The sequence below is a fragment of the Cloacibacillus sp. genome, from assembly GCA_036655895.1.
Lineage (GTDB): Bacteria > Synergistota > Synergistia > Synergistales > Synergistaceae > JAVVPF01.
This window is the reverse complement of record JAVVPF010000002.1, coordinates 103760-122925: the sequence shown is the minus strand read 5'-3', so window position 1 is coordinate 122925 and position 19166 is coordinate 103760. Positions and strand designations below refer to the sequence as shown.

The following is a 19166-nucleotide window of genomic DNA, read 5'->3' as shown; positions in this document are numbered from 1 at the left end:
CACCGCGTCCCACAGCGCCATACCAACACGCCGGTCCAGCCGCTTTGGCAGCCACACGATAATCTTGCCGCCGAACTCCGAGTTATACGTAAAAGAAACGCCCATCACACCAGCCCCCTTGTCAGCCCAAAACGCACGACAAACTCCCTGCACCTACTGCCGCCCGCCCTCATATCCTTCATATCGCAGCACTGACACCCCAGCCTCAAACCGGCATAATCCAGCTGCACGTCATCCATAGATTTATTATGCAACGGAGGGAGTTCAACCTCCCTGCCAGACCTCTCACAGCACGCGATCCTCTTCACCTTTACCCCCATCCCCGCCGCCTCCAATCTAAAAAATTTATTTTTCATACGGCGGCGGAAGTGGTAAACTACAAACGCCGCCGGCCATGAGGTGATACGCATAGTCACACAATTTGAAAATTCTAAATTGCCAAAAGAGCTGATAGACATTTACAAATTTGCTTCCCAAGAAGTTCTAGAATCTGAGAGAAAGCTCATTGCCGAAATCAACGAGCTTAAAGAAAGAATCACAGCCCTAGAAAACAAAAGATGACTACTCGCCGGCGGCATACCTTCGAAACACCTCAAGCGCGCGAACCCTGTCATTAATGTCAGCCTCAAACACATCAATAAAAGCAACAAGAACAGACCGCCTGTCTATCGCCGCCTCCATGCGGGAGTCACGTTCATCCAGCACCAAGTCAAGGAGATCCTGTGCTTGAAAGCTCTTCTTTGTAGACAAAATAGAGCCGCTGCCGCCGACATACAAAACGGCGTCGCAGTTAAAAATCTCCCCAAGCTCCTTCTTTAAAGACCTATAATCCAACACCTCAGCTTTGCTCATCTGACCCGACATCCTTTCCGGCGAACCTCGCCGCCAACTGTTCATTGCTACACCCCGTAGCCTTACGCATTCGAAGGCGCGGGAGTACCATCCTTTTTCATTTGCTTGACGCCTCTAATAGCAGTTGTTATTAAAAAACGCGTTCTTCGCCGCAGACATCGCGCACTTCATTCGCTCAAGCAGCTCACCCACCTTCTCATCCGAAGCACCCGGGTCGGTCCGACCATAAAACTCAACCGAACACCTCCCGTCGGGCTCAATCACAAGCGCCGCCCTCATCTCATTGCTATTCACAGATACGCAATTATTACCCATAACAGTCACTCCTTCCCGCCGGATCACCAGCTCCAGCCGTATAACATTCTCCGCTCCGCCAAATGTGGCAGGGGAGTTTTGTCCTTGCTTTTGCACTCCTACGCAACCGCCGCCCCGGACACCCACGCCAAACTGCGCCTCGCCGCCACCTTCCGGGGAATCATAGGGTTTCCGCAGTCGGACAGCTCCCCAATAGAAATACCCGTAAGCCTGGCCACATCCTCCACGAGGCCGAACCCCGGACTCTTAGCCCCCGTTTCAATCTCGGAAAGATACGTCTGCGCAATCCCAAGCTCAGCGGCAAGCTCCGCCTGCGTCTGCCTCCTGGCCTTGCGCCACTCCCTTAAAACCTCGCCCTTAAACGCCATAAAATCACCTCATTTCTCCTTTTCAATAATTGCATTACTTGATGAAACATCCCAAAACAATACTTGTTGACATAACTGTAAAATAATCAAAGTCACTTGAAGCAGACGAACATGAGTATCACTCTTTAACATCAGGTGGCATCAGTTCTATATTGAACTTATTGATCAAATAGCGAGCCTGAATACGTTTGCCATCTTTTGCCGACTCACTAAGATCTTCCCATTCTATGAACGGGAACACCTTATCGTCATGATGCTGCTGGGCTACCGTCGCCCCGGACAGGAATGCCTGACGTCCTGCTTCGTGAAGTTCCTTTGCAAACCTTTCAACATGCCCCCTAGAAAATGAGGCAAAATATTTCATGCAGCCCTCATTACACATTCTTTTATCCCTCCTGTATTCTCCGCCGATTGCCTTATCCAACTGCTCCAGCGTGATTTTCTCCTCCGACATTTGAATCGCCCCCTAAAGCTCTCCCTTTTTGTCATTAAACCTGAACGTGTCCATCGTCTCCTCAACCACCCTGGACAAAAAAGCCTCCAGCTCCTGCCGGGAACAAACCGCAGCAGACCTCCCAGCAATCTCAAAAGCCACGCTCTTGTCCGGATACACCAGCTTCGTCACCCGAATACCTCCTTGGTCCATATTGCCGCACACATTATTTCCGTTCATAACCTCCACTCCTTCCCGCCGGATCACCAGCTCCAGCCGTATAACATTCTCCCGCCCGTCGTGCGCCCCTACACAACCGCTGCCCCGGACTCCCGCGGCCTCTGCCGCCTCGCCGCCACCTTCCGGGGAATCATAGGGTTTGCGTCTGGTATCAGATAGTCGCTTACACTTCCGCCCAACACGGCTGTAATAGCTTCAAGTGTCGGCAGTGACGGATTCTCACGGCCATTTTCGATATTGCAGTAATGTGCCTGAGACACGCCAATCTTTTCTGACACAAAAGTCTGCCTCAAACCCTTTGCCAGTCTTGCAGCTCTAACCTTTTTACAGTCCAGCATTTCTTTATCACCTCTTCTACTCAGACCCTTGTAAAAAAATGTTTTGCGTATTTCTAAAAAAATCATTGCAAAACTTTAAAAATTCTTCATGACAATGAACACATAAATCAAAATTTAGCTTTCTTCCGCGACATACATTTGGATAATAAATTTGCATCGATACGCCAGACATAACCGCAGAATCTTGAAAACCCCCCAATCTTGCAAATTCAAATGCTTCTTTCTCAGGCTCACTTTCTGGAACGATTTCTCTTCCACAGCAATCACAAGTTACTTTGAAATCCACGACTTTGTTTCCATTGAAACCACAAATTGCTTTGAAATCCACCATATCTTTCCACCTCACTAAAATCATTGTTTAACAAAACAAATATATATGAATAACAATAGTTAGTCAAGTGTTAAACAATACTTTTATTGTTTAGCGTTCTTCTTTTTTTGTTTTGTTATACTTATAATCTGAACTAGGTGATATGTTTGATATTTAAAGAAAGAATTAAAGAAATGCGAAAAACATCGGCGTTGACGCAATCAAAGCTTGCGGAACTGTGTGATGTTAGCTCGGCACACATCAGCAATATTGAATCAGGGCGAGAAAATCCGTCCTTAGAGCTTCTACAAAGAATGGCAATGGCCTTTGACTGTGACCTTTATATAGATTTCATACCAAAAGGGACTCAACAGTTGTACGATGGGCCGCAGGCTGGGCCGGAAGAAACAAGTAAAACACGCCTTACATTCGAAAACGCTCCGGCACGCACCTTGCTTGCAATAGCCGAAGCAAAGCTTGAACTTGAAGCAGCAACAATGACAGAAGCAGAAAAAGAAGAAATACGCCTGCGTTTAGAAAAATGCAGTGCGACTCTATTTGATGCGTGAAAAGTAGATTACTCAATGCAGACAACATCCGAAGAGCAATAGAAACATATAAGTAACTATTGTACAAAAAAAGGAGTGTTTTGCATGGATAATATGCTACATAGTGGATTTAGTTTCTGCGAATATTTACTTAAAGATGGTGGCGGTGTAATTATATCGGCAAAGGAATTTCGCGGAGACCAGCTAGAAATTTTAGCTATTAGCGCCGCTGAAGGTAATGCTTCTTTGATAATCAAAAATATTCCAAAAACAGACTGGATAAGTCATGAGTGTATAAGAAATATTGCGCTTAACGGCAAAGGGCACGTGATTTTCGACTTAACTAACCAGTAGAAAACAAAAGGAGTTGTTCTTTATGGAGAACAAAATACTTTTTGAATACCAAAACAAATATCTTAAATTGCTTATATCTACATATCCAAACAGCAAGGTCGCCTTCCTTACGCAAGACCATAGAGATAAATCAATTTTAAAAGACACTCTGGCATTTAAAAAAATATCGCAGCTCCTAGCTGATTACGATTTTTCCCCACCACAAGCTGGAGCAATAAATCACTATGGGCCACAGACAAACTATATTTTTCATAGGCATGATGACTGTAATATTCCATATCCATTGAAAAAAACAGTGTTTGTCAAAGAAAATTTTGAAAAAGACTTCTTTAGTATGCTAGAAAATTTAGATATGACTTTAAAGAGTGTGGAGTAGTTCAATGGCATTCTTGCACACCATACACTTACTGTTTTTGCCGTCATGACAAAATTGAAGGCGTCGCGTTAAATAAAAAAGGACTTTATCATCAATGATTTTAAAAGAGACTTTGAGAATATGTTGTCCGTGGATACGTAACAGCTAAAAAGTAAAAAATACGAGGACGTGATTTTAATAAAAGAATTATGGAACGAAATGACCCAATGGATCAAAAGCGGCTACAAAAATACCCCATGTAACGATGTTTTATGGATTGCAGCTGTGTTATTATTTTGTGTATCTACAATCACGGGAATCTTTGCACTTTCATGGATTCCTTCTTTTACATGTGGAATTCTAATCATTGCCTATCTTCATAGATCCCATATAAAAGATTTTCTGCAGAAAGTAAAAATAGACAGAATAAAACTGTGGGATACACTTGAGATATGTTTTAGCATGCAGGAAAACAGCATAAAAAGCATTCGTGCCGATATAAATGATATTTTAGATTTATTAAGTAAAAAGGATATATCAAGCCAAGAGGATATGTTGAAAATTCAAGAAAAATCACAAAATATAAAACGAAGAATCGAAGAGGTTCAGGAAAAAATTACAAATTCAAAGGAGAAAATCGCAATGCCACAAAGGGGTGATTTATTATCAAAGAAAGACCTTTTTGACGCTGGGGACAACGCGAACGGTCAATACGTTAAATTCACGAACGGTCTTATGATAACAACAACAATTCTTGCAGGCATTGGATCCCAAGAATATGCAAGCGAACAAATATTGATTACTTATCCAGCAATGTTTGCTAGAGCACCCTTTTTTGTGCAGTTTATCGGAATGGAACAGCCTGAAATTATATATATGGGTGACGGCAATCTCAAAATAGAACTTAAAAAGCGCATTACAACAACAGTTACAATGAACGTTATGGGAATGTGGAAACATATTGCTTTCAAATAAAGGAATATAGTAGCGCAATGATATTCTCTTCAAGCCACTGAGCGCCATGGACCACCTGGACAAAAATGACCCACATGAAGATCGTGTAGAGAGGAGACTAACAAAAACAAAAATCCCCCGCCGAAGCAGGGAATCTTTATGCGCTTTATTGATTAAGGCTATAACCTCGCTGGCAATATATCCAGATATTATTGCTGAAATACAATGAAGCTGATAAACTGATAAGCATGCAACAAAAATAAAACACTATAAAAACTTAAGAGGGGGTATTATCAATGCCAATGCCAAGCACCGAAATTCGTTGGAATAGAAATGGAGAACCAGAGTTTCATGTTAACGGTACTACATATAGCTCATCTGAAGAAGCCAAAGAGATATTCCTAATATTAAAAGAGGAATTCCGAGACACTCTCGAAAAAATAAAATATCCCAGAAAATGGCATATCATAATCAATGGGCATCGCATTGATGTAAGCGAAGAGGAGAATGGCGACATGGTAATTTATTTTGATGCTGACCCCTTTTATGGCACCCTTGAAGAAGTAATTGTGAAGGCCTTAAGTGAGCCTGAGCCTGAATTTGAGCGTTAACAAAATATAGCACCCCAATTACATCATAAAAACTGGAGGGGCATCATGGGAAAGAGCATACAACATTTGTCAGGGTTCATTAATATAATTAATGCAATAAAAAAATCTAATCAAGACCCGGACTATGATATATTTTTCAGAGGACATGAATCAGACTCTTACAAGTTGATACCTACGCTGTTTAGAAAAAACAACAACAGTCAATCTACATACGAAGAGAAAGAAGATCTTCTTTTCCATGAATTTATAAACAGGAAACCGGAAAACTTCATCAATGATAAATTTGCATTTGAGAAGCTCCAACGAATGCAACACTTTTCATTGCCAACAAGAATGCTAGATATCACGTCAAATCCATTTGCAGCTTTGTATTTTGCATGCAAGGCTATGAATGATAATGTAACAGGCAAGGGTGTTGTTATTTCTTTAAAAATCAAAAAATCTGCTATTAAATTCTCCTCTGATGACACCGTTTGCTGTATTGCAAACTTAGCACAATTAAAACACGTGCAAAAAAATGAAATCAAGGACATAATAATTGATGTATCTAAATCAACAGACCCCCTAGAAGCACAGATTGAGTCTTTCAATTTGGAGGATAGCGTTAAGCAATTAGTTCATCGCATAGGAGAAGAAAAACCATTTTTTCAAGCTCGAATAGTTCCCAATGATCTAAATAAAATAGTGTGTGTGCGTGGCAAATTAAACAACGAGAGAATCTTAGCCCAATCAGGATCATTTTTGCTTTATGGACTGAATTCTAGTTACCCGGACCTCGACTTTACGAAAGAACAGGGGGATTGGAAGGATTTTACAAATGACATTCAATGTAGATGGAATTTTATCTCTCCACAACAAAAAACAAAACTGTTACAAGAACTAGAAGCTTATGATATTTCTCAGGAACGTTTTTTTCCACAAATGGAAAGCACTGCAGAATATATCAAGAATAAATATTTAGACAAATAAATGACCATGGCAAGCGCAATTCTGTCTCAACAGCGGCTTATTTGCGATGTGCCTACCGTGGTTCTGATCTAAAAAGTACAATTTTATATTCTGAAATACACGCCTATTCTTCATCTACAAGCTACACTTTTTTAAGTTAATTGATTACACATATACACTAAGATTATTTTTCTCATATAGTTTAAATTAAGCAAAATGAGGAACTCCTATCGGGATTCTTCTTTTTGCTTGTACTTATATCTATTTCTCCTCGAAATTACTGTACGTTTTCTTTTATGGAGAATCATTGGTTCCATCTCCAACAACTGAATTTTTGTATGCATAATGTAATGAGTATATAACACAGCCTCCCAACAAGTACGGATAGATAAACTCAGGATGGCGTATAAAAAAGATGAGATAATATAATAAACAAATTTAGCACCATCAAGTTTAGGGGAATTTAATCCTTCAAAAAGCCCAATTCCGGCAAGCCCCCACATAACAATGGAGAGCAACATAACAAAAACAACAGTTTGTAATATGAGAAAATATTCACAAATTCCACCTTGATGTTTCTTTAAAAAGGGGAGCATTTCTTTTGAAGTTAAAACCTCCTGAGCCGGGCCAGCCCAAGAGGCACAAACTCCAACGAGCACACCAGTCAACGGAAACAATACCGCGACAGCTGCTTCCTTTAGTGATGTGGAGACAAGTATCACAACAACGATGCCGATACAAAAATCAATAATGGAGCGATTATCCAATAATCGAGTATACCCTGGCTTATGCCCGTTGCCATGTAAAAACCAATGTTTAAAGTTTAAATTATCAGTTCTTGATTTTTTCATACATTTCCTTCATTTTCATCAATGCTTCTGTGCGTCCCGCGTTATCATTGATACTACCAATTCTGACAACAGCACGGTTATTTCTCAGCCTCCGACGATTAGTCTTTTCCCCTTTTTTCATCTGTGCAACTGCCGATGCGTCAGCACCGCTTGCCGCAGTATCTTTTACTACTTTGATAATCGCGTCTTTATTTAACCCCCTTTTTTTATTTGTCATTTTAATATCGTTTTCATAAGGAGAGGCTCCGAATGCGTCTGCTATTTTTGATAAAGGTTTATCAAAATCTTCTCCTGCGTCGAATAAGTTTGAAGGAGTAAAAGTCATTCTAAAAGAAAGAACTTTATAAGACCGCTCTATCCAATTTATAAAAGAAACAGGGTCATCAATGAGTCCAATTTCAAAAATGATTCCATGTGTCTTTGCATACTCACATGCATTCAAGAGTTCTTGAAGTTTGTTAGGAAAATTTTTGGTTGAGCATAGCTCAGAATCGGGAATAAATAAAAGCAATTCCATATTCCAATCCAGCAAAACGCTGGTATTTGGATTTATCTGAAATTCTTCATCCTGATAATCTCCACTTATTTCATCCTTCAATCCTATAATCGTATTTTTTGTTCTGCCGAGTTTAAAGTAAAGAGTGGTTTTGTTTACTTCTTCAATATTAGCAATCTCCCATTCAATTGTCCTGTTTAAAATAGCTTTTGGTTTTGATTCAATAGTTTGTTTGAGAATTTCCTGAACTGATAAAGATGAATCATAAAACAAATTAGATTGTTTTTCTTTAAACACTTTTACTCTGCACATATAAGCATCTTGATATTCAGACATATCAATTCTCCTCACTATAAAATGCATATCGATATGCTGATATTATACCTAAACTAAACCATTACGCCATAATTGTCACTACAACAATTGTGATAGTACCCATTGAGAGTCGTTAAGACACCATGCCCCTTGTTTTTTGCGCAGAATTTATTTTTTTCGGTAACGAAATCTCGCGCAAGAATAGTCTAACATTACAATTTATAAAACAAACAAAAAACCATGGCACTAAAAATGGTACTATCTTAATAGCCAATACCTCACCAGCACAGTCCATCGCGGAACAATCCGCGATTTTCGCTTTCTGATGGGGCCACCACCGACAAAAATACCGGGTTATTTTTTGCTTTACGGAGCGAGCCTTCCAAACGAAAGAGCGCGGCAAACAATTTGTCACATCGGCCGCGCTCTTTCTGTTTTTGTTGGGGACTATCTTTTAACAGGTGGCTCCGCCGCTCACATGAAGGCTAGCCGCCAGCATTTCGTCCTTAAAGGCAGTTAGCGTCAAGTAAAAATATAAAAAAACATAGAAAAGCTAAAAGCTCTTTCCTCTTTGCTATTATTCTGTATATCTCAGTCCATCCAGATAATCCGCGTACCACTGCATCATGTTGCAGCGCTCCGGCATATACTTCGCTTGGTTGTACACCTCGCGCACACCGCCGGAAAAATGCGCCAGCTGCATCTCAATCACGTCCGGCCGGAAAAGGCCCGACTCGTTGAGGATGGTCGATGCCATGTGCCGAAATCCGTGCGCCGTCATCCTGTCCGCGCCGTAGCCGATACTGCGAATGGCCACACGCACCGTATTATCAGACAAAGGCTGGTGCGCACTGCGCTCCGATGGAAATACATACTCGCTGCACACCCCGTGCATCTCCAAAAAAAGCTTCTCAGCCTGCAAAACAGCGACAGCCTGCCGCGACAAAGGAACCACATGCTCACGCCGGCCCTTCATCCGCGCGGCTGGAATACGCCACTCGCACCTGCAAAGGTCCACCTCGGCCCACATAGCAGCCCGCACCTCCCCCGGACGGCAGAAAGTATACGCGCTGAAAAACAACGCAGCCCGCACCTTATCCTGCCTGTACGCCGCGATACCCCGCATAAGCTCCCCCACATCGCGCCTGTCCGTAAGAGCCGCAAAATGCGCGCGCCGCACCGGTATAAGATTGCGCGACAGCCCCGCCGTAGGATCCGCAGCAATTATCCCTGTAGGCATACCGAACTGAAAAACCGCAGCCAGTATATCCAACACCCGGTGAGCCGTCTCCACAAAACCGTCCGACTCAATCCGCTTGCAAAGCGTAAGAATATCAGTTCCCTTTATCATTGCCGCTGGACGGCCCCTAAAAGCCGGCAGAAGGTACTTATCCATACGCAGCCGGATAGTTCTGCTGTAATTGGCCGACTGTGGCAAAATACGCGTTTTAAACCACTCCTCCGCCAACTCCTCAAACCTGACGTCAGACACATCCAGCCCGCAGGAAATCCCTACCTCTCTTTTCTTGAGAGCGCAGGCGTCGCGCGCCGCCCTCACAGACAGTTCAGGATATTTCCCAAGCGCGAACTTCCTGCGCTTTTTATTTTGCTGGACACACAGCCACCAATATTTAATTCCAGAAGGCATCACCTCGACATAAAGCCCGTTCTGGTCGGCCTTCATATACCGAACCTCTTTCGCCTTCAAGTCGCGCACGGAAATCTCAGTCAGCATCTGCCTTTTCCCCCTTGGCCACACTACAATTTTGATTATAGTGCTGTTTTTTCAATTTTGTAGTGCTGAATCTTCGTGATTAGGCTTGATTAAGTATGAGGAGGCGCGAGAAAGCATACAAGCCCATACCAACGATTTATTCAGTATTATACAGCATTTGAGGAGGCTAAGGCAATAACAAAAGCCCCCGTGAGGGGGCTTGATTAAGTCGGTTGGTGGAGACGCGGAGAATCGAACTCCGGTCCAACAGAGGCCAACCTGGAGGGCGCTACGTGCGTAGCCTTTGATTTCAATTTCGGTTTCGGGGCTCCCATAGGCAGGATACCCGTCCCCTAGCCTCTCCTGAATCTCGAAACACTGCCGAAAAGCTCTGCAGGGTTCCCAGCCGTCTGAGTGACGCTCTTCTAAGACCCGATGGCGGAAGTCCTAGAGAGCGCGCTGCTTAACTAAGCAGCGAGTGCGTAATTGTCTTCGACAATTATTGTTTTGGAGCCGGATTTACGAGGCTTCCCCATCCTCGGCACGCTCCCCCCGATCCTCCATCTGCTGTCGAAACCTGTCGTCCCCAGTATGATGGTACGGGTGTTGCTTAATCGTCGCCGCGGGTCTTGCGGCGTATCGCTCTGTCCATTTCACGGGCGGCGTCGCGTTCCGCGGCGCTGTCGCGCTTGTCGTGGAGCTGCTTGCCTTTCGCTATGGCAAGTTCTACCTTTGCCCACCGGCCCTCTTTAAGGTACATTTTCAGAGGTACGAGCGTCAGTCCTTTTTCGCGCGTCTTTTCAAGAAGCTTGTAGATTTCGTTCTTGTGGACCAGAAGCTTACGCGGGCGCAGCGGATCTTTGTTGTAGATGGTTCCCTTTTCATAAGGCGAGATGTGGACGTTTTGAAGCCACAGTTCACCTTTTTCTACAGAGGCAAATCCATCTTTCAGGTTCGCCTTGCCTTCACGGAGGGATTTTATCTCTGTCCCCGACAACACTATGCCAGTCTCAAAGGAATCCAAGATAAAATATTCGTGTCTTGCCTTGCGATTCTGAGCAACGGTCTTGTCATCAGGCACAATAATCACCTCGAACATGATTATAAGTTATTGAGCAGGTTTAGTCAAACCATAAAAAATACTGAAAAAAAATGACCTCCGTCTGGCGGGAGGCCTTACTGCTAAAATGGTCGGGGCGAGAAGATTCGAACTTCCGACCTCTTGGTCCCGAACCAAGCGCGCTAACCAGACTGCGCTACGCCCCGGAAACTTTGATATAAAAGCCTCTCATCACTGAGAGGCCGATAATTTTTTGGTGGCGCTAACTGGACTCGAACCAGTGACCTGTCGGGTATGAACCGAATGCTCTAGCCAACTGAGCTACAGCGCCAAATTGGTTGCGGGGACAGGATTTGAACCTGTGACCTTCGGGTTATGAGCCCGACGAGCTGCCGTACTGCTCCACCCCGCGACTTAAATTGTTGGTGCCGAGAGCGGGAATCGAACCCGCACGAACTTGCGTTCGCAGGATTTTAAGTCCCGTGCGTCTACCCTTCCGCCACCCCGGCCAACGAAAGGTATTATACCAATTTTTTCGATTCAGTCAAGCCCCTGATTATTTTGCTCCGTAACCCGGCTTGCTTTGACTAAAAAAGAGCTCCTGCAAAGAGCAGAAGCTCTTGGTATAATCTGGTCGGGATGAGAGGATTCGAACCTCCGACCACCTGCACCCCATGCAGGTACGCTAGCCAGGCTGCGCTACATCCCGTGCAACGCAGTGTATAATATCTCAATTTTTCTATTTGGTCAAGTAGCAGTTATTGTTTTATAATGACTCTGTGAAGGGAGTTTTTATTTATGAATGCTAAAACTGTTGTCTTTGGCACCGTCTTTATGGACTGTAAGGGCTTCGCGGCCTACCGCTACGACCCTTTCGGAAGGAACGTAGGGAGCGTTAAATTCATCCACGGCGGCGTGGGAAGAAATGTCGCTGAGGATTTGGCGGCGATCGGAGCCAGCGTCAAATTCGTATCGTCCGTGGACGACAGCGCGCTCGGCGCGGAGGTGCTGGCGCGCCTTGCAAAAGAGGGCGTTGATGTGAGCGCAGTGCGGAAAAGCGCGCATTCCGGCATGGGGCTGTGGCTTGTCGTGATGGACGAAAAGGGCGCGCTTGCGGGCTCCGTTTCACAGATGCCTGACCTTTCGATAATGGACGCTATCGTTCGTGACGAGGGAGAAAAGCTTGTCCAAGAGGCCTCTTGCATCGTGCTGGAGCTTGACTTGAACGACTATATCTCTTCTGAGGTGCTTAGGCTGGCCGTGAAGCACGATAAAAAGGTCTACGGCATCACTGGGAACATGGAGGTCATACTTCGGCACAGGGAGTTCCTGAGGAGCCTTGAGTGTTATATATGCAACGACGCCGAGGCCGGACGCCTTTTTGACGCGCATGTGGCAGCCAGCGACCCAAAAACGGCGCTTGCGATGCTTGATGAATATATAAAAAAAGAGAAGATAAAGTCGATGGTAATAACTTTGGGCGAGCACGGAGCCGTTTACAGCGACGGCAGCGCACGCGGATACTGCCCCGCCATTCCTACCAAGGTCGTAGATTCAAGCGGAGCTGGAGACGCCTTTTTTGCGGGAACGATGGAGGCGCTTTCGCGCGGCTGCGCTCTTTCTGAGGCGGTGGAAAAAGGCACGAAGCTTGCGTCGCTTACGATACAGGTGATAGAGCCGACCTGTACATCTGTAATTGACCGTCTTTTTTGATTATCGTTCTTCAGAGGCGTAGAGCGCGTTGCCCCACTGTCTTCCGAGGCCGGCCCAGATCACTCGGAGGCCGACGTATTCTTCGATGAAGCGTATGTAGCTCTGCGTCTGGCGCGGCAGGCGGCTGAAGTCGGCGCAACCTTGGAGTTCTTCTTTCCAGCCTTCGAGCGTCTCATAGACCGGGACGGCGCGCGCCGCTTCCTCCGCCGTGATGTCGCCTGCGGTCACTTCTTTGCCGTCTATACGGTAGGCTGTGCAAAGTTTTAATTCGTCTATGCCTGTTAAGGCGTCTAGCTTTGTCAAAGCCAGAACGTCGGCGCTGTTGGCGCGCACCGAATAGGCGAGGGCAGGAAGGTCCAGCCAGCCGGTTCTGCGCTGTTCACCGGTCAGCTCGTTGAATTCGCCGCCCCTTGCGCGTAAAAAGGCGCCGACTGTGCTTTTTTCTTCCGTTATGAAGGGGCCGTCACCACTCTTTGCGCAGTAGGCTTTCGCGGCCCCGATAACGCGAAGCGAGGTATTGTGCCGCAGGCCGCACGAAAGAAAAACTTCGGCCGCGCTCCTGCGTCCAGGCGCAAGCGACGGATAAAGGCCGCACTGCGCGTCGTTCATGCTGCCGTCGCATCCCTCAAAGAGCACGCCCGCGTTGTCGGCCACGGCCTTTGCTATCAGCCCCTCTACCGGGCTGACGTATGGCAAGAGCGCCTCCGCTTTTTTTAAAATTTCGTCACAAATGGCGTTTGGCTCTACCGGAGCTTCGTTAAAAACTTTTAAAAACAGTTCGTTTTTGATTTTCATGACGTGTTTTATCTTTTCGCGCAAAACTAACGGGTGCAGCAGGTCGCCGGCAGTGACCCCCAGCGCCCCGTACATATCAGAGAGCGCGGCGCCGTATCCGCGTTCGTTCATCAGCCAGCCCATATTTCTGTACATGGCGCGGGCCTCAAGCAGTTCCTGTTTTTTATGGAAATCAAGAATGAGCGGGCAGCGCTCGCTGATATGGAGCCTCGCCTTGAGGACGCCCGCGTTTTTTAATGCCACTATCTCGTCGGCGGCCTTGTCAAGGTCAAGCGCCGTTCCCGCCGCTATGACGCAGAGCTTGCCGTCGTGGTGGATGCCGCAGGGAAGATAGTCTAGCGTAAAGCTCTCACCGCCCGCGTTTATCGGATGTCCACCTGACGACGAACCGTTGAAGCGCACGATGGCTTCAGAGCGGTTGGCAAAGAAGTCGGTAAGTTTTTTCTTTCCCTCGTTGCCCCATTGAAGACCTGTTATTACGTTGTTTTCCGAAGAGTTCATAGCTGGTCTGCGGCCTTTTGTTCCGCCTGTTTCATTTCGTTCAGCATTTCCGGCGCCGTCACCAGTTTGACTGGCAGGTCTTTGTAATTTTTGTTCAGCTCTTCAAGAAACATTATCGTAGCGGGGCGAAAATGGCAGATAACAACCGCATGCCCGCTTTTTTGCGCCGTCTTTACGACCTCGTCGAAGCGCGCTGTTATGGCGCGTTTGTCGGGCGTGTTGTCCAGAAAGCCGCCGTTTCTAAGCGCAGGGAGGCCGGCCGCAAGCGCCGTTTTATAGGCTACGCTTTTATTGTGCGTTCTGCTGTCAACAAAGAGCAGTCCGCGCTTTTTTAACGTCTCCATTACCGGTTCCATTAGATTTTTTTGCGAGGTGGCGCGCGAGCCGCGATGGTTGTTCATGCCTATAGCGCCGGGCAGCGAATCAAGCGCCTTTTCGCAGGCCGCGGTCACTTCCGCGTCGCTCATATCCCCGCCTATTATGTACTGCGAGCTGTCTTTGTCTATTACGGCCTGCATCGGCATGTGGAGCAGGTACGGGATATTTTGGGCGCGCGCGGTCTCCGCGCATTCCGACGAGTAGCGCTGATAGGGCATTATCGCCCACGTGAGCGGAAGGGCAAGCGCCGCCACGCGTTTTGTGAGATCCATCTGCGCCCCGCCGTCGTCGACTATTATGGCAACGAGCGGGCGTTCGAACTTATATTTTTTTTCGTATGACGGCTCTTGCGTTTCGCTCTTGTCCTTTGAGGCCGAGAGCTCCTTTATTTTATCTTTCATGATATCCGTCGACGAGACGCCGTTAAAACTATCGGCAGAGTGTGCGTCTCCCGATAGCGCAGGCGTTACGTCCGCGCTTTTTAGCAGGTGCGCCGCCTCTTTTGACGCGGGCGCGCTTTGCGAATAGTCCTCTGTCTTTTTTGTGCCAATGCGGCCTCCCGAAAGAAAAAAGACGCCAAAAACCAGCGCCGCCGCTAAAAGAAGCAGCAACGCCGGTTTTATGAGGGATTTTTTATCCTGGTCTTTAAAATGTCTGCCCATGACGGGGCCTCTATTTTTTATTCTTTATGTTTTGTTTAAGGACGGAAAGAGCTTTCTGATATTGTTTGTCGTCCTTTTTGTCCTTCTTTATCTCTCCGGCCACTTTGATGTCAGGCTGCAGCCCTTTATGGTCAAGCACGAAGCCGGAGGGAGTGTTATAGCGCGCGATTGTCACGTACATGCCGGAGCCGTCGGGAAGGTTGAAGAGCGTCTGCACTGAGCCTTTGCCGAAGGTCTTTGTCCCGATGACTGTGCCGCGTTTGTGATCTTTAACGGCTCCCGCAAATATTTCGGCGGCGCTTGCGCTTCCTTCGTTGACGAGGACGACGAGCGGCAGGTTGTTGGCGCGGCCCTCTTTTGCGTAGAGCACGTCGTTTGCCTTGTCAAAACGGCCCTTCATACCGACGATGACGCCCTTGGGTATGAACTGCGAGGTCGCGTCGACACAGACGTCAAGCAGCCCTCCAGGGTTGTTGCGAAGGTCTACGATGAAGCCCTTCGCCTTCTTTTGAAGCGCCGTCTTTACAGCGGCGCGCAGTTCGTCGTCGGTCTTGAGGTTGAAGTGGTTCAGCTTTATGTAGGCTATTCCGTCTTTTTGCATCTCAAGCCTTACCGTCTTTATTTTTATGATCTCGCGGACGATTTTGACCGGTATGAGTTTTCCGGCGTTTTTGCGGCGTATCTGAAGCACCACCGGTTTGCCGGCCGGGCCGCGCAGCATTTTGACGACTTCGTCGCTGTCCATGCCCATGACGTTTTTATCGTCGACTTTGATTATTTCGTCGAGAGGCTTGATGCCCGCCTTGTCCGCCGGAGTGTCTTCTATCGGCGCTATGACGATGGTCCTGCCGTCGCGTGAGGCCATGTAGATGCCTAGGCCGCCGTACTCGCCCTCCATCTCCATGTTCTCTTCGGCGAGCACTTTCGGTTCTACGAAGCGCGTGTACGGGTCTCCGAGGGACTCAACAAGCCCCTTCATCGCGCCGTAATACATTTTCGTATCGTCGACCTTGCCCTTTTTATCGCCGTCGACCTGATAGGTCGAGAGAGCAAGCTTGACCTGCTTTATTACGGCAAGCTGCTGTGGCGTGAACGGCAGACTTTTTTCCCAGTCCGCGCCTATCGCCTGAGGTATTTGATATAGCGTAGCGCAGAGGAGGAATCCAACTACGACTCCGACCGCCGCATGTGTAAATTTAAATTTCAAAACGATCACTGCCCTTTCTGTTTCTTTCCGTCGCTATATTGTATCAGTTATTATTGAAGATAGCGCATCGGATTTACGGCATCTCCGTCTACTCGAACTTCAAAGTGCAGATGATTGCCGGTGGCTACGCCGGTGGAACCGACGCGGCCTATGACCGTGCTGCGCGTCACCTTTGCGTCTTCTGTGGTTTCAATTTTTGAAAGGTGCGCGTAGACCGTGGTCAGGTTTCCGCCGTGGTCGATTATGACTACCTGGCCGTAGCCGCGCATCCACCCTGTGTAGAGCACTTCGCCCGGGTCGGCCGCTTTGACCGGCGTCCCCTTCGGCGCCCCTATGTCAAGGCCGGTGTGCGTTATTTTTGTCTTAAACACGGGGTGCACTCTCGTTCCGAACTGGCTGTTGATAGTTCCCTGAACGGGCCACGCGAGGCGTCCTCCGCGGTAGTAGACCGTCTGTTTTTTGCCCGGATGCTTTGCCGCCATAAGTTTTTTCTTTTCGGCAAGCAGCCGCTTTACCGCGCTCTGCAGTTCCCGCGAGGCCTTCAGAAGAAGGTCCTGCTGCGCCATGAAGAGTTTTTTATCGTTGCGCACACGGACCAGCAGACTGTTGCGTTCGTCGGCTGCGGATTTCAGCTCTTTGTTCTGCTGTTTTAAGTCGTTGCCCTGACTTTTCAGCCTCAGATGTTCTTTTTTAAGTTCCGCCTGCGTCATGGTGAGGCGGCGCTTCTGTTCCGTGAGGTTATTTATCAGTTTTTGATCCTGATCCGCTATTTTCCCAAGCAGGTAGGTGTTGGCAAGAGCCTCTTCCGCGCCTCGGGAGGAAAGCATCAGGTTGAACTCGGCCACGCCGCCATACTTGTAGATAGTGACGAGCCTTTTTCGCAGCACGCCCTGTGCGGCGCCGATGTTTTTATTTGCGGTCCTGATGTTGTCGGCCAGGACAAAGATGTTGCCCTGGACCTTCTTCATGTGAAGGGTGACGACGTTGACCTTCTGCTGCGTTACCGTGATTTTTTGGCTCAGGATGTTCAGCTGCGTCGATACGTTTTTTTCCTGCTGCTGCTTTTCCCTTATTTTTTGCGTCGTCTGGGACATCTGCTTCTGTATTTTTTTATACTCCGCCTCCTGCTGCTTTATCTGCTTGTCAATGTCGGAGGCTGATTTTGCGGCCTCAGCCGCGGGGGAGGTATGGGGCGCAAAGGTAAGGCAGAATACGGCGAAAAACAGCGCGCTTGTTTGCAATATTCGTTTCCATGTCATAATCATCATTGCCGTGCTGCTATAGCGGCTTCGCTGCCTTCCTTATAAATTTCTCGACCGCAATGAGGCTCGCTATGAGGCTGACCGCTGTGCCGCAGCAGATGAGGACCATGCTGAGATTCAGCAGCAGTCTCGGGGATTCTATGAAGGATAGGAACGGCAGCATGTCTTTGAGCCGCGCGATGGCCGTGAAATAGGCGTACCCCAGCGCGGCGGAGGCTGCGAGCGCTCCGGTGAGCCCCAGTATGAAGCCCTGGATGACGAACGGGAAGGCGACATAGGTGGAGGTGGCTCCGACCTTCATCATCACGTCTATTTCCTGAGCGCGCGAATAGACCGCTATGCGTATCGTGTTAAAGAGCACTACACCGCTTGCCGCAAGCGCCACAATGAGCATTATCGCCGAGAAGCTTTCCACGAACGACGAAAGCCTCGACAGCTTTTCCGCGACATGCCCGGCATATACGATGTCGTCAACTTCGGGGATGGCCACCAAAGAACGCGCCGTGGCCGCCACTTGAGAGGCCTTATTGACGCGCACCTCTATGCTTGCGGGAAGCGGGTTTTCCCCAAGCAGCGTAACGGCGTCGGCCTGATTGCCGAGCCTCGCGCGCAGTCTTTCAAGCGCCGTATCTTTTGTGATTATCTTGACGTCGCGGACGTTGTGCATTCCCTTGATTGTTTTAGCCACAGCCGAAAGGTCCGTGTTCGGCTTCATATAGGCCTGTATGGAGAGCTGGTTTTCCATTATGCCGACGGCGTTTCTGATGTTTAAGATAAAGAGCATCGTGGCCCCTATCACGAAGAATACCGCCATTGCTGTAAATACGGTGAGAAGGCTCATGCCGAAATGACGCCATATCAGCCTCCAGCCGTCACGTAAAAGATATTTAATCCGCGACATCTGCGTCGTAGCCTCCCTCTTTTTCATCGCGGACAATGCGCCCGCGTTTGATTTCCACGACCCTGTGACGATAGGTGTTGACTAAAAACTGATTGTGCGTCGCCATCAAAACGGTGGTGCCGGCGGCGTTTATGTCAAGCAGCAGCTGCATTATTTCGTCAGCCGTGTGGTTGTCCAGGTTTCCCGTGGGCTCGTCCGCGATTATGAGCGACGGCTCGTTCACAACTGCGCGCGCTATCGCAAGCCTCTGCTGCTCTCCGCCTGAGAGCTGCGGCGGCGTCAGGTTGCGGCGGCGCCAGATGCCGACCGTTTTAAGCACGTCGGTGACTCGTTCTTCTATTTCCCTTGACGGAACGCCCATCACCTCCAGCACGAAGGCGACGTTTTCAAAGGCCGTCTTGTCCGGCAGCAGGCTGAAGTCCTGAAAAATGACGCCTACGTCTCTGCGGAAGAGAGCAAGCTCAAAGCGCCCTATTTTTCTCAGAGCGCGGCCGCCTACGCTGATGTGGCCTCTTGTTGGGACCACTTCGCGAAAGATGCAGCGCATGAGCGTCGTCTTTCCGGAACCTGTCTCACCGACAAGGTAGACGAACTCTCCCTTTTCTATGTCAAGATAGATGTCTTCAAGAGCTACGATATCGGGGTCGTATATCTTGGTGACCCCTGAAAATTTTATTTCCATTTC

The 19166-nt window shown here is 47.7% G+C and carries 23 protein-coding genes, 5 tRNA genes and 1 other RNA gene; 7 read left to right on the top strand and 22 right to left on the bottom strand.

The window, feature by feature from the left end:
• Positions 1-104 precede the first annotated feature (104 nt).
• The 6 genes from RRY12_01700 to RRY12_01675 all read right to left on the bottom strand — a co-directional run bounded on the left by RRY12_01700 (position 105) and on the right by RRY12_01675 (position 2877).
• Positions 105-254, bottom strand: coding sequence for a hypothetical protein (locus RRY12_01700; protein MEG2183368.1), 150 nt, complete (start codon positions 252-254; stop codon positions 105-107).
• 307 nt (positions 255-561) lie between these two features.
• On the bottom strand, positions 562-852 hold the full coding sequence (locus RRY12_01695; GenBank protein MEG2183367.1) for a hypothetical protein: 291 nt from the start codon (positions 850-852) through the stop codon (positions 562-564).
• Between the two features lie 413 nt (positions 853-1265).
• Positions 1266-1535: a helix-turn-helix transcriptional regulator gene (locus RRY12_01690; GenBank protein ID MEG2183366.1), complete on the bottom strand. Its 270-nt coding sequence runs from the start codon at positions 1533-1535 to the stop codon at positions 1266-1268.
• Positions 1536-1653: 118 nt separating this feature from the next.
• Positions 1654-1989 carry a hypothetical protein gene (locus RRY12_01685; protein ID MEG2183365.1) on the bottom strand — a complete coding sequence of 112 codons (336 nt, stop codon included), beginning with the start codon at positions 1987-1989 and terminating at the stop codon, positions 1654-1656.
• Positions 1990-2001: 12 nt separating this feature from the next.
• Positions 2002-2160, bottom strand: coding sequence for a hypothetical protein (locus tag RRY12_01680; GenBank protein MEG2183364.1), 159 nt, complete (start codon positions 2158-2160; stop codon positions 2002-2004).
• Positions 2161-2562: 402 nt separating this feature from the next.
• Entirely contained in the window at positions 2563-2877 is a 315-nt protein-coding gene (locus RRY12_01675; GenBank protein MEG2183363.1) for a hypothetical protein, read from the bottom strand.
• Between the two features lie 146 nt (positions 2878-3023).
• Here RRY12_01675 and RRY12_01670 point away from each other — a divergent pair, with 146 nt between their 5' ends.
• The 6 genes from RRY12_01670 (at position 3024) to RRY12_01645 (ending at position 6647) form a co-directional block, all read left to right on the top strand.
• A complete protein-coding gene (locus tag RRY12_01670; GenBank protein ID MEG2183362.1) occupies positions 3024-3425 on the top strand; it encodes a helix-turn-helix transcriptional regulator in 402 nt (133 codons plus the stop codon).
• An 84-nt stretch (positions 3426-3509) separates the two neighbouring features.
• The gene (locus tag RRY12_01665; protein ID MEG2183361.1) at positions 3510-3758 is read left to right on the top strand and encodes a hypothetical protein; all 249 of its coding nucleotides are present in this window, start codon (positions 3510-3512) and stop codon (positions 3756-3758) included.
• Positions 3759-3780: 22 nt separating this feature from the next.
• The gene (locus RRY12_01660; GenBank protein ID MEG2183360.1) at positions 3781-4134 is read left to right on the top strand and encodes a hypothetical protein; all 354 of its coding nucleotides are present in this window, start codon (positions 3781-3783) and stop codon (positions 4132-4134) included.
• A gap of 168 nt (positions 4135-4302) precedes the next feature.
• Positions 4303-5088, top strand: a complete 786-nt coding sequence (locus RRY12_01655) for a hypothetical protein (protein MEG2183359.1) — start codon at positions 4303-4305, stop codon at positions 5086-5088.
• Between the two features lie 275 nt (positions 5089-5363).
• Positions 5364-5678, top strand: a complete 315-nt coding sequence (locus RRY12_01650) for a hypothetical protein (protein MEG2183358.1) — start codon at positions 5364-5366, stop codon at positions 5676-5678.
• 45 nt (positions 5679-5723) lie between these two features.
• Positions 5724-6647, top strand: a complete 924-nt coding sequence (locus RRY12_01645; protein MEG2183357.1) for an FRG domain-containing protein — start codon at positions 5724-5726, stop codon at positions 6645-6647.
• 206 nt (positions 6648-6853) lie between these two features.
• Here RRY12_01645 and RRY12_01640 read toward each other — a convergent pair whose 3' ends face one another.
• The 10 genes from RRY12_01640 to RRY12_01595 form a co-directional block, all read right to left on the bottom strand.
• Positions 6854-7477, bottom strand: a complete 624-nt coding sequence (locus tag RRY12_01640; GenBank protein ID MEG2183356.1) for a hypothetical protein — start codon at positions 7475-7477, stop codon at positions 6854-6856.
• Positions 7458-8309, bottom strand: coding sequence for a hypothetical protein (locus RRY12_01635; protein ID MEG2183355.1), 852 nt, complete (start codon positions 8307-8309; stop codon positions 7458-7460). The genes RRY12_01640 and RRY12_01635 overlap by 20 nt, the downstream gene beginning before the upstream one ends.
• Positions 8310-8865: 556 nt before the next feature.
• A complete protein-coding gene (locus tag RRY12_01630) occupies positions 8866-10023 on the bottom strand; it encodes a tyrosine-type recombinase/integrase (protein MEG2183354.1) in 1158 nt (385 codons plus the stop codon).
• Between the two features lie 213 nt (positions 10024-10236).
• Positions 10237-10590, bottom strand: a transfer-messenger RNA (tmRNA) gene (ssrA, locus tag RRY12_01625).
• 22 nt (positions 10591-10612) lie between these two features.
• Entirely contained in the window at positions 10613-11083 is a 471-nt protein-coding gene (gene smpB, locus RRY12_01620; protein MEG2183353.1) for an SsrA-binding protein SmpB, read from the bottom strand.
• A 107-nt stretch (positions 11084-11190) separates the two neighbouring features.
• Positions 11191-11268 (bottom strand) — tRNA-Pro (locus tag RRY12_01615).
• 48 nt (positions 11269-11316) lie between these two features.
• Positions 11317-11393 (bottom strand) — tRNA-Met (locus RRY12_01610).
• A gap of 4 nt (positions 11394-11397) precedes the next feature.
• Positions 11398-11474: transfer RNA gene (locus tag RRY12_01605), tRNA-Met, on the bottom strand.
• Between the two features lie 11 nt (positions 11475-11485).
• Positions 11486-11571: transfer RNA gene (locus RRY12_01600), tRNA-Leu, on the bottom strand.
• Between the two features lie 122 nt (positions 11572-11693).
• A tRNA-Pro gene (locus RRY12_01595) sits at positions 11694-11771 on the bottom strand.
• An 89-nt stretch (positions 11772-11860) separates the two neighbouring features.
• On the opposite strand from RRY12_01595, the gene RRY12_01590 reads away from it, so the two are divergent.
• Positions 11861-12775, top strand: coding sequence for a PfkB family carbohydrate kinase (locus RRY12_01590; protein ID MEG2183352.1), 915 nt, complete (start codon positions 11861-11863; stop codon positions 12773-12775).
• On the opposite strand, the gene RRY12_01585 is transcribed toward RRY12_01590, so the two are convergent.
• From RRY12_01585 to ftsE, 6 genes are read right to left on the bottom strand one after another with little or no spacing between them, the layout of a single operon-like run.
• The gene (locus RRY12_01585) at positions 12776-14071 is read right to left on the bottom strand and encodes an adenylosuccinate synthetase (GenBank protein MEG2183351.1); all 1296 of its coding nucleotides are present in this window, start codon (positions 14069-14071) and stop codon (positions 12776-12778) included.
• Positions 14068-15111, bottom strand: a complete 1044-nt coding sequence (locus tag RRY12_01580) for a divergent polysaccharide deacetylase family protein (GenBank protein ID MEG2183350.1) — start codon at positions 15109-15111, stop codon at positions 14068-14070. Before RRY12_01580 ends, RRY12_01585 begins: the two co-directional genes overlap by 4 nt.
• Before the next feature lie 10 nt (positions 15112-15121).
• The gene (locus tag RRY12_01575) at positions 15122-16327 is read right to left on the bottom strand and encodes a S41 family peptidase (protein MEG2183349.1); all 1206 of its coding nucleotides are present in this window, start codon (positions 16325-16327) and stop codon (positions 15122-15124) included.
• A gap of 41 nt (positions 16328-16368) precedes the next feature.
• Positions 16369-17586, bottom strand: coding sequence for a peptidoglycan DD-metalloendopeptidase family protein (locus RRY12_01570; GenBank protein ID MEG2183348.1), 1218 nt, complete (start codon positions 17584-17586; stop codon positions 16369-16371).
• 10 nt (positions 17587-17596) lie between these two features.
• Positions 17597-18481, bottom strand: coding sequence for a permease-like cell division protein FtsX (locus RRY12_01565; GenBank protein ID MEG2183347.1), 885 nt, complete (start codon positions 18479-18481; stop codon positions 17597-17599).
• Complete coding sequence (gene ftsE / locus RRY12_01560; protein ID MEG2183346.1) at positions 18468-19163, bottom strand: cell division ATP-binding protein FtsE; 696 nt, start codon at positions 19161-19163, stop codon at positions 18468-18470. The genes RRY12_01565 and ftsE overlap by 14 nt, the downstream gene beginning before the upstream one ends.
• Positions 19164-19166: the final 3 nt, after the last annotated feature.

Excerpts from the sequence above, each read along its gene's own strand:
- RRY12_01695 (MEG2183367.1), bottom strand. The coding sequence starts at position 852 with ATGAGCAAAGCTGAGGTGTTGGATTATAGGTCTTTAAAGAAGGAGCTT.
- RRY12_01690 (MEG2183366.1), bottom strand. The coding sequence starts at position 1,535 with ATGGCGTTTAAGGGCGAGGTTTTAAGGGAGTGGCGCAAGGCCAGGAGG.
- RRY12_01685 (MEG2183365.1), bottom strand. The coding sequence starts at position 1,989 with ATGTCGGAGGAGAAAATCACGCTGGAGCAGTTGGATAAGGCAATCGGC.
- RRY12_01675 (MEG2183363.1), bottom strand. The coding sequence starts at position 2,877 with ATGGTGGATTTCAAAGCAATTTGTGGTTTCAATGGAAACAAAGTCGTG.
- RRY12_01665 (MEG2183361.1), top strand. The coding sequence starts at position 3,510 with ATGGATAATATGCTACATAGTGGATTTAGTTTCTGCGAATATTTACTT.
- RRY12_01660 (MEG2183360.1), top strand. The coding sequence starts at position 3,781 with ATGGAGAACAAAATACTTTTTGAATACCAAAACAAATATCTTAAATTG.
- RRY12_01650 (MEG2183358.1), top strand. The coding sequence starts at position 5,364 with ATGCCAATGCCAAGCACCGAAATTCGTTGGAATAGAAATGGAGAACCA.
- RRY12_01645 (MEG2183357.1), top strand. The coding sequence starts at position 5,724 with ATGGGAAAGAGCATACAACATTTGTCAGGGTTCATTAATATAATTAAT.
- RRY12_01640 (MEG2183356.1), bottom strand. The coding sequence starts at position 7,477 with ATGAAAAAATCAAGAACTGATAATTTAAACTTTAAACATTGGTTTTTA.
- RRY12_01635 (MEG2183355.1), bottom strand. The coding sequence starts at position 8,309 with ATGTCTGAATATCAAGATGCTTATATGTGCAGAGTAAAAGTGTTTAAA.
- RRY12_01630 (MEG2183354.1), bottom strand. The coding sequence starts at position 10,023 with ATGCTGACTGAGATTTCCGTGCGCGACTTGAAGGCGAAAGAGGTTCGG.
- RRY12_01590 (MEG2183352.1), top strand. The coding sequence starts at position 11,861 with ATGAATGCTAAAACTGTTGTCTTTGGCACCGTCTTTATGGACTGTAAG.
- RRY12_01585 (MEG2183351.1), bottom strand. The coding sequence starts at position 14,071 with ATGAACTCTTCGGAAAACAACGTAATAACAGGTCTTCAATGGGGCAAC.
- RRY12_01580 (MEG2183350.1), bottom strand. The coding sequence starts at position 15,111 with ATGGGCAGACATTTTAAAGACCAGGATAAAAAATCCCTCATAAAACCG.
- RRY12_01570 (MEG2183348.1), bottom strand. The coding sequence starts at position 17,586 with ATGATGATTATGACATGGAAACGAATATTGCAAACAAGCGCGCTGTTT.
- RRY12_01565 (MEG2183347.1), bottom strand. The coding sequence starts at position 18,481 with ATGTCGCGGATTAAATATCTTTTACGTGACGGCTGGAGGCTGATATGG.
- ftsE (MEG2183346.1), bottom strand. The coding sequence starts at position 19,163 with ATGGAAATAAAATTTTCAGGGGTCACCAAGATATACGACCCCGATATC.